The sequence below is a fragment of the Pseudomonas sp. E102 genome (assembly GCF_052660185.1).
On sequence record NZ_CP084025.1, the window covers coordinates 4,976,306 to 4,991,713 of the forward strand.

A 15,408-nucleotide genomic window follows, 5' to 3' on the forward strand; every position below is an offset into this window, starting at 1 on the left:
GACGCGCAACCGCCCCCCAGCGGCTGCGCGTTTTTGCTTTCAGCTGGACTGCGCCTCGCTGTCGTCCTGCATGTCATCCAGATATTCCGGTTGGTCGGTCTGGTCGGGCAGCTCGGTCACAACGCTGAAATCGCTGATTTCGATAGCGCCCACGCCATGACCCAGCAAGTGGAAAGAGAACGCCTTGCGCGGTTGCGGGTTGTCGAAATGGATGTCCATCACCAGCGGTTGATCCATGGTAACCGCCACGTCGGTGGGCAAGTCCATCGGCACGTCCTGCTCGAATTCCTTGGCCTTGAGTGAAATGTACGCGGCGTGGTCAGTGTCCACCGCGCGAATGGTCAGGCTGACGCGTGTGCGGGTGCCCTTGGGCATTTCCAGGTATTGGGCGCCGATCAGGTTGTCGGTCCAATCGTTGGGAAACCTGGGCGGGCAGCGGGATTTTTTCGTTGCTGCCAAACTGGTAATGCTGGTTCAGGGGCGTCGCCAGCAGCGTTTGGTCCAGGGCGGTGGCCCGCGCGGCGATCAGCCGGGCGCGCTGGCCGCTGTATTGCCCGGCGTAAGTGGCGCGATCGGCGATGAAACCCTCGCTCTTGTAGTCACGGCAGCGTTGCAGGAAATCACATTCGGTGAAGGTGCCCTTGCCATCGTGATAGCGCAGCTTGCCGTTGGTGAACGACATGATTTCCCGGCCCGTCGCGTAGTGCCTGAACATCGAGCGGCCGGACAGGGACGTTGGCACGTCGAAACCGAAGTAATCGAGCACCGAAGCGGTCAGGTCGACATGGCCATGCACCCCTTGCTTGATTGCCGGCAAGGGCTCTGGTGCCAGAGTCAGGTTGAAACCCCAGGACGATGCCAGGCGCACGTCGTCGATGCCATGGGACTCGTCCGAGGTGATGACCACCAGGGTGTTGTCCAGAATTCCCTGGTGTTCAAGGCTCGTCAGGAAGACGTCCAGCGCGTCGTCCAGATAGCCCACGGCCGCCTGCTTGGCGGTGTCGTAGCGCTCCAGATAATCGTCCGGTGCCGAGTAGGGTTGGTGCGTGCCTACCGTCAGCAGGGTGAGCATCCACGGCTTGTCCGCTTGTTGCAGTTGCCCGACGTAATCCAGCGCGCCTTCGAAAAAGGTCTTGTCATCCTTGCCCCAGGGAAACTCCAAGTAAGCCGGTCGAGTGAACCACTCCATGCCCAGGGTCGTATCGAAGCCGATATGCGGCATGATCCGGTCCTTGGCCATGAACCGCAGCCCGGCACCTTGCAGGAAGTGGGTGGAGAATCCGTGCTTGCGCAACTGGGCGGGCAGGCAGGCCTGGTTGCGCTGGGTCTGGTTCAGCATCTCGACGCCCTTGGGCGTGCCGTTGTCGAGTTTGTCGTAATCCCCGCACAGCATCGCGTACAAGCCACGGATGGTCTGGTGGCTGTGCAGCACATAGTCGGGCGTGTTCATCCCGCGCTCCGACCAGGCACTGAGGCGCGGCATCAGATTCGCGTGATAGCTGCTTTGCAAAGCCTGGCGGTTGGTTTCCAGATAGGCACCCGGAATGCCTTCCAGGGCGATGATCAGCACATTGCGCGCGCGGCCCGGGGCGGCAAGCAGCTTTTGCCCCTCCAGGTCCAGCCGGGTCAGCCCTTCCATGGGGGGAAGCGGTTCCGGCGTGTTGCCCGCCAGCCACTGCTCCAGATGTTCTTGCCCGGCGGCGACGCTGGCGGTCATGAGCTGGTGGGGCAGGTTGAACAGGTTCCACTGATCCGCCTCGCTGGGGCGCCAGCTTTGAACGCCGGCATGGGCCAGCAACAGCATTGTCGGCATGGCCCAGGCGTGGCGCGGCAAGGGCGGGGCCTGGCGGCTTCGATTGGCCCACTGGACGGCCAGGCAAAGCACCAGGGCTGTCAACATGACTGCCGCGAGCCAGGGATGCGCGAAGCCGCCGCTGCTGGAGTTCTCGACGAATTGTGGGTCGGTCAGGTACTGGATGTCCGCAGGCGTTGGCATCCGCCCGACCGCGTTGACCAGCTCGATACTGGTGAGCGTCAATACACACCATGCCAGCAACACGGGCAAGGCCAGCCACCAGGGACGCCGATAGAGCAGGACGACCAGCAGGGTGCCAATGGCGATATCCGAGAGATAGCCCAGCGGGTCGGACCAGCCCAATGCGACGCGCAGTCCCATGGGGACCAAGAGGACGCATCCCGCCAAGGCGATGAGGCGCGCGAGGGGATGAGTCAGGGGGCGGTGGACAATATTCACGGAAAACGGCCTTCGGGTCTAACCAATCACACACACCTTGCGGGAACGGCTCGCTCCCACAAGATTTCATTTAATGGTCATGAGTTTTTCATAACAGTGTGCTGGATGGTATCAAGCCCAGTAGCCATTGTTGGCCTATGGCCTCGCGGCTGGCTACGGTTCGCTTGCCAAGCCCCCTACAATGGCGTCCGCCGCGGCTTTTCGGCGTGTACAAAACTTGTATCAGGATTTCTCATCGGAGGATGGATGGACAGGTTCCAGGAAATGCAGGTGTTTGTCGCCGTGGCCCAGGAGTCGGGATTCTCATCGGCTGCGCGACGCCTGGGTTTGTCGCCGGCCAGCGTGACGCGCGCAGTGGCTGCGTTGGAGCAACGCATCGGTACGCCGTTGTTGGTACGGACTACACGCAACGTCTACCTGAGTGAAGCCGGCCAGCGCTTTCTCGATGACAGCCGGCGGATCCTGGGCGACCTGCAGGAAGCCGAGGATTCCGCCGCGGGCAGTCACGCCCAACCCCGCGGGCAATTGACCATCACGGCACCCGTGCTGTTCGGACAGCTGTTTGTCACGCCATTGCTGGTGGATTATCTGGGTCGCTTCTCCGAGGTCTGCGTCAACGCCTTGCTGCTCGATCGCACCGTCAGCATGGTGGAGGAGGGCATAGACGTGGCCGTGCGCATCGGCGAGCTGCCCGACAGCAGCCTGCACGCCGTACGTGTCGGTGAGGTGCGGCGGGTGGTGTGTGGCTCCCCGGATTTCTTTGCCCGCCACGACCGTCCGCGGCACCCTCAAGACCTCGAGCGGATGCCGGTGGTGTCTTCATCGGCGATCGGCCAGATCAAGAACTGGACCTTTGTCGAGGCTGGCCAGCCCTTGTCCGTCCGGCCCGCGCCGCGGCTGGTGGTGACGGCCAATCAGGCCGCCATCACTGCGGCGTGCCAAGGCTTGGGGATGACGCGGGTGCTGTCTTACCAAGTGGCCGGCAACCTGGCTGCCGGTGAGCTGGAAATCGTCTTGGAGGAATTCGAGCTGCCGCCCCTGCCGATCCACGTGGTGTATCAGGGCGGGCGCAATGCGTCGGCGCGGGTGCGCAGCTTTGTCGACTTCATGGTCGGCGCGTTGCGAGAACACCCGGCCTTGAAAGGCTGACGCATTGTTTCGCCAGCAGAAATAATGGATTGCGTTTGCAGGTGATTCCACAGCGTCGGGCTTGGGCAGAAGATGGGCCATCGACGCCGTTCTGCTGATGGCGTCATCTCTGAGCGGAGTCGACCATGAACCCTATCAAGCTCTATCACTTTCCACTCTCGGGCCACGCCCACCGTGTGCAGCTGATGCTCTCGCTACTCGATCTGCCTGTGGAGATCAGCTTTGTCGACCTGGCCAAGGGCGCGCACAAACAAGCGGATTTCCTGGCGATCAACCCGTTTGGCCAGGTGCCGGCCATTGATGACAACGGCGTGGTACTGGCTGACTCCAACGCGATCCTGGTGTACCTGGCAAACAAGTACGGCCAGGGCCGTTGGCTGCCAACGGACCCGGTCGGCGCCGCTCGCGTCCAGCGCTGGTTGTCGGTAGCCGCCGGGCCACTGCATGCCGGACCGGCCACGGCGCGGCTGATCACGGTGTTCGGTGCCTCTCATAATGCCGAAGAGGTGATCGTCCGTGCCCACAGCCTGCTCAAAGTCATCGACCAAGCCCTGGCCAACAGCGCCTATCTGGTCGGCGACGCCCCGACCATTGCCGACATCGCCAGTTACAGCTACATCGCCCACGCGCCCGAGGGTAATGTTTCGTTGCAAGACTATCCCCATGTGCGCGCATGGCTGGCGCGGATCGAAGCCCTGCCTGGCTTCGTCGGGATGCCGCGTACGGCTGCGGGATTGCAGACAGAAGTCTGAGCGCCTGGCCGGTTATGGCGGGGGCAATGCCCCCGCCAGCGGTTTCTGAAGGAACCTGGAAGGGTTAATCTGCCAACCTTTCTCGGTTGGCTGCGTTTCATGACTTTTATCCACAGGCTGGCGCTGGTCTTCGCCGCGTTGTTCCTGAGCGGCTGTGACCAGCCCGCGCCTGCCGTCCTTGATCAACAGCTCTATGTCTGGCAACGCCAGTGGACGCCGGCCCACGAAGGCGCGCTGCGCCAAAGCCACGGCGATTTTTCCAGCTTGCGGGTGTTGGCGTTGCAGGCGTTTCCGGGAGCTGGCTGGAGCCGTGCGCGTATTGACCCCGCATTGCTCAAGGCTGACGGCCGACCGCTGGTTGCGGTGATTCGTCTGGACGGCCAGCTCAGATCTCTGGACCAGGACGATGTGATCGCACAGATCCAACAGTTGCTGGCCCACTGGCGGGCCCAGGGCCTGGTGCCGATGGGTGTGGAAATCGATCACGATGCGGGCACTGCACGGCTACCGGCGTACCGGACCTTTCTCACCCGGTTGCGACAAACCTTACCCACCACGCTACAGCTCAGCATCACGGCGCTGCCGGCCTGGCTCGATAGCCCCGAGTTGCCTGAATTGTTGGCGACCGTGGACAGTAGCGTCTTGCAGGTCCATGCGGTCAGCGATCCTCGCCAAGGTCTGTTCGATGCGCAACAGGCCAGGCGTTGGGCCGAACGCTGGGGCGAGATCACCGCGCGGCCGTTCTATTTGGCCTTGCCGGCGTATGGTGTCGCGCTGCTGACCCAGGAAAACGGTGCGCCCGTGGTGGAAAGCGAAGTGCCTATCGATCGGGGCGGCGAACGCCGGGAATTGCGGGCCGATCCGCAACAGGTCGCCGACCTGACGGCAAAGCTGCGCGCCGAACCGCCTGGGCACCTGGCCGGGATCGTCTGGTTTCGGTTACCGCTGCCGGGAGATCGACGGGCATGGAGCCTGGCCACCCTTGGCGCGGTGGCCCGTGGCGACAGGCTCCACAGTCGTATGGCGGTGCGCATTGACGAGCAGGACGGCCTCTACGATATCTGGCTGGTGAACCAGGGCAATCTCGACAGCCGTTGGCCCCAGCGGCTGACGCTGGCGGTGGGCGCATGTGACGGGGTCGATGCCCTGTCAGGTTATGCATTGCAACAAACCCCCGGAGTGCTTACCTTCACGCGCATTCAGGAAGGTCGCCTGGCTGCCGGTGCCCAACGGGCGATCGGCTGGGCGCGCTGCACAAAAATTGACCAAGGAGGTTTCAATGTCTACCCGTAAGTGGCCTCGTCGCCTGCTATGCCTGAGCCTCAGCCTGCCCATGGGCCAGGCGCTGGCCTGTGGACCGGAGTTCCCCATGCGCCTGCTGGATAACCGGGCCCAATCCTTGGCGGAGTTGCCCGAAGGCAGCTTTCGTTTCGAGGTCAGCCGTCTCGGTCAGGCCATTGCGGGGCTGAAGCCAACCACGGATGCGACGCGCAACCCCGACTACAGTTATGACGATGTGGCCTCCTACGTTGAACAACGCAACAAAGCCGAACAGCTCGGCCTGACGCCACCGCAACAAGCGGTGGTAGAGCGGCTGCGAGCAGTGGGCGATGTTGAGCAGGTCGCCAGCGAAGCGGCGAACCTGCCCGCCGAGCTGCGCTTGTACGCGGTGGGCGCGGCGGCTTTCAACGCGGGCGATCACCAGCGCGCCGCCGAATCATTCCAACAATTGCTGGCGCTGCCCGCCGACGAGCGCCGCCTGCGCAGCACCTGGGCGGCCTATTCCCTGGGCCGCGCGTTGTTCGCCATGAGCACCGAGGCCGGTCGCGGCGACCCCACTATTTTGCGGGATCAGGCGCGCCAAGCCTTTCGCCAGGCCCGAGAGTTGAGCGTCGCCGGTTTCAGCGACCCGTTGGAACTGGGCGTCGCCAGTCTCGGTGAGGAGGCCAGGGTGGCCTATACCGCCGATGACTGGGACAGTGCCATCGGGCTGTACGCGACCCAGAACCTGCAGGGTTCCCCGGTCGGCTACAGCTCGTTGTTGCAGTTGGCGAGTAGCCTGAAGCTCGAATCCGACGAGCGCCTGAGGGAATTGCTCAAGACCAAAGGCGTCCAGCGCCTGGCGACGGCGTATTTGCTCAGCCGCGTCGGCTGGTGGGACGGCGAAGAGCCATCCGGCGAGAAACAACTCGTCAAGTTGCTGCAGGCCAGCGCCCGGGGCAACCTGGACGATGCGGATCGCCTGGCTGCGGTGAGTTATCAACACGGCGACTACGCCGGTGCCAAGGCTTTCGTGGATAAAGCCGCCGACACTGGGCTGGCCTGGTGGGTGCGCGCCAAACTCGCCCTGCGCGACGGAGACAAGGTTGCTGCGGCGGCGGCTTATGCCAAGGCCGCCCAGGCATTTCCGAAGGAGGAATCCTGGGGCGATCGACGCACGCCGGACTGGGACTACGAGACGGTCCAGCCCAAGTGCCGGGTCGAAGGTGAAAACGCGATCCTAGCGTTGCAGCGTGGTGATTACCTGCAAGCGTTCGATCAGCTTTATCGCGGCGGCAACAATTATTGGTATGACGCCGCGACGGTCGCCGAGCGCGTGCTGACGGTCGATGAACTCAAGCAATACGTAGACGCCCAGGTTACGGCTCCGCCGCCATTGAGCCAGGAAGAGCGGGACAATTATGTACAACTGTCGGTGCCGGCGAAACTGCGTAACCTGCTGGGTCGTCGTCTGCTGCGCGAGGGGCGCTACGACGAAGCACCGGCGTATTTCGACAGCGTTCAGCTGCAGGTAAGTGCCGAATATTACGGGCAAATGCGCAAGGATGCCGAGTCCAAATGGTGGCCGACCGGACGCGCCAAGGCGTATTTCCTTGCGTCCACGGTAGCGCGCGACATGGGCATGCAGCTGCTCGCTTATGAGATGGCGCCGGATTACGCCAGTCTGGAAGGCAACTACAGTTTTGAACCAGTGGAACTGAAGGTTGGCCCCTTATTGTCTGAAGGCGAGGTGCAAAGGCAACAGGCCAGCGCAGCCGAACCGGACCAGCGATATCACTATCGGTTTGTCGCCACTGCATTGGCGAGTCGGGCGGCGGACAATCTACCCCATACCAGCCAGGCGTTTGCAGCGGTGCTGTGTTATGCATGGAGATACAATTCAAGCCCTGAAGAGCAGGGAGCGTTGTACCGGCGGTATATAGAGGAAGGGCCTTACGTGGAATGGGGATGGCTTTTTGGGGAGTTATGTCCATTTCCGGACTTTGACAAGGCAGACAAGCGCTATGTCACGCAGGCGCTGAGTCCGATTCGCTCGGCGTTGCGGCCCTATAAAATCTGGGTGCAAGTGGGCAGCGTAGTGCTGGTTGTAGCCGTTGGGCTGGCATTGATCAGCCGTCGCCAGCGCAAGGCACGGTTGGCGGCGCGCTGATTGTGGAGGCGAGCCTGTTTGCGATGAGGCTGAGTCAGTAGGTGTGGATGAGACTGACCTGACGCCATCGCGAGCAAGCTCGCTCCCACAGGAATGCGGCGCTACATCTGCGTCGCCATTCCTTCCACATTCATCGCCGCCTGGCGCAATGCCTCCGAGCGGGTCGGGTGCGGGTGGCAGATCAGGGCGATGTCTTCGGCCGAGGCGCCGAACTCCATCGCTACGCAGTATTCGCCAATCATTTCGCTGACGCTTGGGCCAACCAGATGCACGCCGAGGATCTCGTCGGTGTGCTCATCGGCCAACACTTTGGCGAACCCTTCGGTTTCGTGATTGATCTTCGCCCGGCTGTTGGCCGTAAAAGGGAATTTCCCGACTTTGTAGGCGCGGCCCGCAGCCTTGAGCTGTTCCTCGGTCTTGCCGACGCTGGCCAGTTCCGGCCGGGTATAGATCACGTTGGGGATCAGGTCGTAATTGACCTCGCCGGCCTTGCCGGCAATCTGCTCGATGCAGGCCATGGCCTCGTCTTCGGCCTTGTGGGCGAGCATCGGCCCGGACGTGACATCGCCGATCACCCAGACACCGGGCGCCTCAGTGCGGTGGCGCTTGTTGGCGAGCAGGCCACGCGGGTCGGTCGTCAACCCGACATTTTCCAGCCCCAGCCCTTGTGTGTAAGGCCGGCGGCCAATGGCGACCAGCACGTAATCGGCGTCCAACGTCTGCGCGTTGCCGCCTGCTGCGGATTCGACCTGTAACTGCACGCCGTTGGCCGAGGACACGGCGCCAGTGACCTTGGCCCCCAGCTTGAATTGAATGCCCTGTTTCGCCAGGGCTCTCTGCAAGGTCTTGCCGGTGTCCGCATCCACACCCGGGCAGATGCGATCGAGGTATTCCACCACGGTCACTTCAGCGCCCAGGCGTCGCCAGACTGAGCCCAGTTCCAGACCAATGACCCCCGCGCCGATGACCACCAGGTGACGGGGCACTTCGCCGAGGGACAATGCGCCAGTGGAATCGAGGATGCGCCGGTTATCGACCTCTACTCCGGGCAGTGGCGTCGGCTCGGAGCCGGTGGCGATAACGATGTCCTTGGCGCCGAGTTCAACCTTGCCGCCATCGCCGCCGGTGACGCTCACCTTGCCGGGCCCATCGATATGGCCCCAACCCTTGATCCAATCGACCTTGTTTTTGCGAAACAGAAACTCGATGCCCTTGGTCAGGCCCGCCACGCTTTCGTCCTTTTGTTTCATCATCTGAGCGAGGTCGAGGGTAGGGCTGACGTTGATGCCCAGATTGGCAAATTCCGCGCCCTTGGCCGCTTCGTACAGCTCAGACGCGTGGAGCAGTGCCTTGGAGGGCATGCAACCGACGTTCAGGCAGGTGCCGCCCAGCGTTGCGCGGCCTTCGATGCAGGCGGCCTTCAAGCCCAACTGCCCGGCCCGAATCGCTGCGTTATAGCCGCCGGGACCGCCGCCCAGAATGATCACATCGTAATCGCTCATCACTGTTCTCCCGCCTCGTCCAAAAAATTATGTACGTAATATGAGCGTTTCCAGAGATTACGGTCAAGGCTAAAGTCACTAGGGCCGGCCGTGAAAAATTCAACACGGAAATTTCACAGCACCGGTTATAAAGTAACGAACGTAGCGGAGCGGTGGCGGTTTTTATCCACAGCCCTGAATTTGGTTTTTCCACATGCGCTGGGATGACATGCAAGTCGATCTAGAAATCGAAGGGGCACGGGTGGCCGAGTGGCCGCGCTTTCAGCGTGCTGCGCTCCAGACACGCCGCTTGAAGCGGATCGCGTTGGCGCTGGCCGGCCTGGCGGGATTGGGCCTGGTACTGGCGTTTTTCATCGGATTGTTCTCGCCGCAATCCTTGTGGCCTGCCCTGTTGGTCAGCCAAAGCGCCGGCCTTATTGTGTTGTTGGCGGGCCTGCAATCGGCCGGGTGGGTGACGCGTTGGCGCAGCGAGGCGCTGGCGCCTGCGGTGGACAACGCACCTGTTGAAACCGAGCCGGTTGAGGACTCGGATTGGTATGAGCGGATGCTCGAGGGGATCAGCGCCCGCTGGGTCGGTCTGCTGAAGCAAATCGGGGCGCCCGCGTTGTGGCTTTCTGGTTGGGCGCTCCTGGCGTTGCTGAGCCTTGAGCAAGCCTGGAATCTAGATTTGCCTGCTGCATCGCTTGGGGTGTCGGCGAGTGTCGGGGCGGTGGTTTCGTTATTGCTGGCCTTCAGCTTGCTGGTGTTTGAACGCCAACTGGCCCAGCAACCGCCAATCGAGTGGCCGGAAGCCTTGCCATTGGCACAGCTCGCGCGGGTGGCGATCGCCGTGCTTGTCCTTGGCGCATTGTGCCTGCTGTTCGCCGCCGATACGTCGATCTGGCCGACGCGCCTGGGAGTGTTGATCGGGGTGTTGCCAGGGCTGGTCGCGGTGGAGCTGCTGTTGCGCGCCATACTCTCCTTATTCAGCCCGCGCCGCGACTCCCTCGAGCCGACGCTGATGGGTCGCAGCTTTGTCGCCGATCTGCTGCGCTGGCCGCCGCAACCGTTGCTGGTCTTGCAGCACGAGTTACACAACCGTTTCGGCATCGACCTGCGTCAGATCTGGGCGTTCAGCTATATGCGCCGGGCGTTCTTTCCTGTGCTGGCGCTGGTGGCGCTGGTGGGCTGGTCGCTCACCGGCGTGCATGAAGTGGCGTTGCAGGAGCGCGGAATCTACGAGCGATTCGGCGAGCCGGTGCAAGTCCTTGGCCCAGGCCTGCATGGGGGCCTCCCTTGGCCGTGGGGCAGGGTGCTCAAAGTGGAAAATGGTGTCGTGCATGAATTGGCGACCAGCGTTGGCGATAGCAACGCGCTTGTGCAAGCGGAACCGGCCGAAGGACCGGCGCCGGTCAACGCCAATCGGTTATGGGACGCCACGCATGTGAACGATAAATCCCAAGTCATCGCCAGCCGGCGTGCCGATAAACAAAGCTTCGAGATCGTCAACATGGATGTGCGCTTTGTATATCGCATCGGCCTGACGGATGCCGCAGCGCTTGCTGCGACGTACAACAGTGCCGATGTGCCAACGCTGATCCGCAGCACGGCCAGCCGCATCCTCGTGCATGAATTCGCATCGCGCACGCTGGACGGTTTGCTGGGCGCGGACCGGGTCAGCCTGGCCGACGAAATCGGCCGTGCGGTGCAGGCTGACTTGCAATCGTTGGACAGCGGCGTTGAGATTCTTGCGACAGTGGTCGAGGCGATCCACCCTCCGGCTGGCGCGGCGAATGCCTATCACGGTGTGCAAGCGGCGCAGATCGGCGCGCAGGCATTGATCGCCCGGGAGCGCGGCGCCGCGGCTGAACAGACCAACCAGGCGCAACTGCAAGCCAGCATCGCCCATGACCAGGCCCAAGCCACGGCGAGGGAAATCAACGCCGCCGCCGAAGCCGCGGGCCTGCGCTTCGATGCCGAACGCCAAGCCTATGCGAAGGCAGGCCACGCCTTCCTCCTTGAGCAGTACTTCAGCCAACTGAGCCATGGCCTGGACAAGGCCAATCTGCTGATTCTCGATCATCGCGTGGGCGGCAGCGGCAACGCGCCGACCCTGGATCTGCGCACTTTCCCGCTGCCGGCGGACCCTGCGTCGCCACGTAACCCTGTCCTGCCAGGAGCTGCCCATTGAGCCAGTCTTCGTCACACGACCATCACGACCACGGTGGTCACGATCATGGCCATGTTGGTCATCACCACGGGCATCATCATCACCACGGCGACCCGCAGCAGACTGGTCCGTTTCCCTGGAGGCGCATGGGCTGGGCAACGCTGTTGGTAGTGTTTGCCATAGCGGCTGCCAGCCTGGTGCAAGTGCGCTCGGGGGAGGCCACCGTTATCACCCGTTTTGGCAACCCGGCGCGAGTGCTGCTGGACCCGGGCCTGGGCTGGCGCTGGCCGGCGCCATTCGAAGCAGCGGTCCCGGTGGATTTGCGGTTACGTACCAGCTCCAGCGGATTGCAGGATGTCGGTACTCGCGATGGGCTGCGAATCATTGTTCAGGCCTATGTCACGTGGCAGGTGCAAGCGGACCCGGAAAATGTGCAGCGTTTCATGCGGGCAGTGCAGAACCAGCCAGACGAAGCCGCACGGCAAATTCGCACGTTTGTCGGCTCGGCGCTGGAGACCACGGCCGCCAGTTTCGATTTGGCGAATCTGGTCAATACCGATGCCAGCCAAGTGCGCATCGTCGATTTTGAAACCCAACTGCGTCAACAGATCGAGCAGCAACTGCTGACAACCTATGGTGTGCGGGTCTTGCAAGTGGGCATCGAGCGCCTGACTTTGCCTTCGGTAACGCTTACCGCAACCGTGGACCGCATGCGTGCCGAACGAGAAACCATCGCCACGGAGCGCACCGCCATCGGTAAGCGTGAAGCAGCACAAATTCGTTCGGCGGCTGAACGTGACGCGCGAATCATGCAAGCCGACGCCACCGTCAAAGCTGCCGAGATAGAGGCACAATCTCGCGTGGAGGCGGCGCAGATCTATGGAAAGGCCTATGCGGGTTCGCCCCAGCTTTACAATCTGCTCCGCTCGCTGGACACCTTGGAGACCATCGTCAGCCCGGGCACCAAGCTGATTCTGCGCACAGACGCGGCGCCATTCCGGGTGTTGGTGGACGGCCCCCCTTCACTGGAACCCAAGGGCGGGACCCAGCCATGAGTTTGGTTCCACGTGGAACAAACGAGCTGTCCAGTCCATGGATTCAGGCCGGACGCCTGTCGTTCCTTGCGCTTTACGCGGTCACTGTCCTTGCCGCGTTGGCCTGGTTGTTCGCCAACGTGCGGCAGGTCGCTCCGCAGGACCGCGCGATGGTTTTGCACTTTGGCGCACTGGATCGTGTCCAGAACGCGGGACTTTTATGGGCATGGCCTCGTCCCGTGGAACAGGTGATCCTACTGCCGGCGGCGGATCGAGTCCTGGAACGCCGCGTAGAAAATCTGCTCCGCTCGGATGCGGCGCTACAGGCCGATCGAGTGGCCAGCTTCGCTTCGCCAGTGACGGATGCCTTGGCGGGTTCTGGTTATTTATTGACCGGTGACGCCGGCGTGGTGCAGCTGGACGTGCGGGTTTTCTACAAGGTCACCGACCCTTACGCGTTTGTCCTGCAAGGCGAGCACGTCTTGCCGGCCCTGGATCGGTTGGCGACCCGCAGTGCCGTGGCTCTTGCCGCAGCCCGGGACCTGGACACGATCCTGGTGGCTCGCCCCGAATTGTTGGGTAGCGATAGCCAGGCCGCGGAGCGTCGGGAGCGCCTTCGTGGCGATCTGGTGCAAGGTATCAACCGGCGACTCGCTGATCTTGCCGCGACAGGGCAGGGGTTGGGAATCGAAGTGGTGCGAGTCGACGTGCAGTCGAGCCTGCCCGGGCCTGCCGTGGGGGCTTTCAACGCAGTACTGACCGCCAGCCAGCAGGCCGACAAAGCCGTCGCCAGCGCCCGTACCGAGGCGGAAAAACAGACCCAGTCAGCCCGCCAGGAGGCCGACCGGGCCTTGCAGGTGGCCCATGCCCAGGCTGGCGAACGGCTCGCCAAAGCGTCGTCCGACACCGCTTCGGTGTTCGGCTTGGCCAAGACCCAGGGCAGCGATCCGCAGATGCCGTGGCGGCTGTACCGTGAACGCATGCCTGAAATCCTGCGTCGGGCCGGGTCGGTGACCACGGTCGATCCGAAAGACGATTCCCGCTTGATTATCCAAGGAGCCGGGCAATGACTGCTCAAGCCACTGCCTCACCGATGTTGTCTTCTGCCGAACAGCGTGCAGCCGCTCGGCAGCTGACCTTGGCGATGCTCGCACTCGGGCTGCTCGCCTTGGGCCTGGCATGGCGCGGTTGGTCGCCAGCGCAAAACGGTGTCAGCCAGTTGTTGTTGGGTGCTGCCTCGTTGCTGGTAGCGGTGCCGGTAATGCGTTCCGCCTGGTACAGCTTGCGGTATCCGAGCTTGCATGGGATCACGGATCAACTCATCGCCTTGGCAATGCTTGGGGCCTGGGCCACCGGCGATCTGCTGACGGCCGCGCTGTTGCCCATCATCATGATCTTCGGTCACGTGCTGGAAGAACGCAGTGTGATCGGCTCCCAGGAAGCCATCCACGCCCTCGGCCAGTTGACCCGAAGCCAAGGTCGCAAAGTGCAGGCCGACGGCTCGGTCATCGAAGTCGATAACGGCACGCTACGACCAGGCGATGTGGTGGAGGTTCGCGCCGGTGACAGGGTGCCTGCCGACGGGCGAGTCTTGTCCGGGCAAGCGAGCCTCGACACCGCGCCCATCACGGGCGAGTCCGTACCCGTGGAGGCGGTCGCGGGGATGGATGTGTTTGGCGGCGCGATCAACCTCGACGGTCTGCTGCGCCTGGAAGTGACGCGCATTGGCGAAGCGTCGACGCTGGGCAAAGTCATTGCCCTGATGCAAAACGCCGAGCGTTCCAAGCCGCCGATTACCCGCTTGCTCGAACGCTACGCCGGTCGTTACCTGGTGCTGGTGTTGCTGCTGGCGGCGGTGACCTGGTTTGTCACGAACGATGCCCAGGCGATGCTCGCGGTCCTGGTGGCGGCGTGTCCCTGCGCCTTGGTGCTGTCAGCGCCGGCAACGGCCATTGCCGGGATTGCGGTGGCTGCACGTCACGGGATCCTGATTCGCAGCTCGGCTTTCTTGGAGGAGCTGGCCGACCTGACCTCGCTGGTCATCGACAAGACCGGAACCTTGACCTACGGCACATTGCAACTGCAATCGATACAAGGCGCCTCGGCGGATCGCTCCGAGCTGCTGCCTTTGGCCGCCAGCCTCGGATCGGCCAGCAGTCATCCGGTCAGCCGAGCGCTGGCAGGGCAGGTGGATGCGCAACATTATCTGCCGCTTAGCGATGTACACGAACGCCAGGGCCTGGGCGTGGTGGCCATGACCGGACGGGGCGAAGCCGCACTTGGTCGTCCCGAGTTGTTCGCCCGGCTGGGAATCGAGACGCCGGCCATTCCCGAGCATGACGGCCCAATCGCCGGCTTGGCCCTCGATGGGCAATTTCTCGCCTGGTTGCTGCTGGCCGACAGCGTCAAACCTGAAGCGCGGGCGGCCATGGCCGAGTTGCGCGAGCTTGGCCTGGGTCGCCAATTGTTGTTGACCGGAGATCGCCAAAGCGTGGCGACTGCGTTGGCGCAGCAGGTTGGTATCAACGATCTGCAAGCGCAGGCTTTGCCGGAAGACAAACTTAAACGGGTCATGGCCGAAATCGGTCACGGCTTCCGGCCGATGGTGGTGGGTGACGGGATCAATGATTCCCTGGCGCTGAAAGCCGGGGTGGTGGGGGTCGCAATGGGTGCCGGCGGGGCGGATATCGCGCTTGCGTCGGCGGATATCGTCCTGATTGGCAGTGATCTGAGGCGCCTTGGAACCTGTGTACGGTTGAGCCGGCAGTGCCGACGTACGTTGCAGGTCAATGTCATCATCGGCCTGGGTTGGACGCTCGCTATCGTTGCCTTCGCCGCATTTGGCTGGCTGGGCGCGGCGGGCGCGATGATCGCCGCGTTGCTGCACAACTTGAGCACCCTGTTGGTGCTTGGAAATGCTGGGCGTCTGCTGCGGTTCCAGGAACCGCTGTTGAGAATCTAACGAGCGAGCTGGAGCGAACTGTTGGCGGCGCCCGCAGTCACTTACGAGAGGGCACTCCTTCGCCAGCAGTCACTGCTAAAACACAGCTGGTAACAGGGCGATAGAAAAAGGCTATAAATTCGATAGCCTGCTATTTTTCTAGCATGGTCTACCCTCATTTCAGACGTCTGAAACAA

At 62.7% G+C, this 15,408-nt stretch carries 9 protein-coding genes and 1 pseudogene; 8 read left to right on the forward strand and 2 right to left on the reverse strand.

The window, feature by feature from the left end; all coding sequences use genetic code 11:
- Positions 1-39 precede the first annotated feature (39 nt).
- Positions 40-2,254: pseudogene (locus tag DOCECA_RS22475) on the reverse strand (LTA synthase family protein).
- Between the two features lie 246 nt (positions 2,255-2,500).
- On the opposite strand from DOCECA_RS22475, the gene DOCECA_RS22480 reads away from it, so the two are divergent.
- The 4 genes from DOCECA_RS22480 (at position 2,501) to DOCECA_RS22495 (ending at position 7,585) form a co-directional block, all read left to right on the forward strand.
- Positions 2,501-3,403 (forward strand): LysR family transcriptional regulator, encoded by a 903-nt coding sequence (locus tag DOCECA_RS22480; protein ID WP_445571105.1) that lies wholly within the window; start codon positions 2,501-2,503, stop codon positions 3,401-3,403.
- Between the two features lie 125 nt (positions 3,404-3,528).
- Complete coding sequence (locus tag DOCECA_RS22485) at positions 3,529-4,155, forward strand: glutathione S-transferase family protein (RefSeq protein ID WP_445571106.1); 627 nt, start codon at positions 3,529-3,531, stop codon at positions 4,153-4,155.
- Between the two features lie 99 nt (positions 4,156-4,254).
- Positions 4,255-5,448 carry a DUF3142 domain-containing protein gene (locus DOCECA_RS22490; protein WP_445571107.1) on the forward strand — a complete coding sequence of 398 codons (1,194 nt, stop codon included), beginning with the start codon at positions 4,255-4,257 and terminating at the stop codon, positions 5,446-5,448.
- A complete protein-coding gene (locus tag DOCECA_RS22495; protein WP_445571108.1) occupies positions 5,435-7,585 on the forward strand; it encodes a hypothetical protein in 2,151 nt (716 codons plus the stop codon). Before DOCECA_RS22490 ends, DOCECA_RS22495 begins: the two co-directional genes overlap by 14 nt.
- A 101-nt stretch (positions 7,586-7,686) precedes the next feature.
- Here the strand turns inward: DOCECA_RS22495 and lpdA are convergent, their stop codons facing one another.
- Positions 7,687-9,087 (reverse strand): dihydrolipoyl dehydrogenase, encoded by a 1,401-nt coding sequence (lpdA, locus tag DOCECA_RS22500; RefSeq protein ID WP_434649583.1) that lies wholly within the window; start codon positions 9,085-9,087, stop codon positions 7,687-7,689.
- 208 nt (positions 9,088-9,295) lie between these two features.
- Here lpdA and hflK (DOCECA_RS22505) point away from each other — a divergent pair, with 208 nt between their 5' ends.
- Genes hflK (DOCECA_RS22505) through DOCECA_RS22520 form a run of 4 tightly spaced genes read left to right on the forward strand, consistent with a single transcriptional unit; the run spans position 9,296 to position 15,232 of the window.
- A complete protein-coding gene (gene hflK / locus DOCECA_RS22505; protein WP_445572183.1) occupies positions 9,296-11,257 on the forward strand; it encodes a protease modulator HflK in 1,962 nt (653 codons plus the stop codon).
- Positions 11,254-12,291, forward strand: coding sequence for a protease modulator HflC (hflC, locus tag DOCECA_RS22510; RefSeq protein ID WP_445571109.1), 1,038 nt, complete (start codon positions 11,254-11,256; stop codon positions 12,289-12,291). Before hflK (DOCECA_RS22505) ends, hflC begins: the two co-directional genes overlap by 4 nt.
- Positions 12,288-13,340, forward strand: coding sequence for a protease modulator HflK (gene hflK / locus DOCECA_RS22515; protein WP_420766083.1), 1,053 nt, complete (start codon positions 12,288-12,290; stop codon positions 13,338-13,340). Before hflC ends, hflK (DOCECA_RS22515) begins: the two co-directional genes overlap by 4 nt.
- Complete coding sequence (locus tag DOCECA_RS22520; protein ID WP_445571110.1) at positions 13,337-15,232, forward strand: cation-translocating P-type ATPase; 1,896 nt, start codon at positions 13,337-13,339, stop codon at positions 15,230-15,232. The genes hflK (DOCECA_RS22515) and DOCECA_RS22520 overlap by 4 nt, the downstream gene beginning before the upstream one ends.
- The last annotated feature ends 176 nt before the right edge of the window (positions 15,233-15,408 follow it).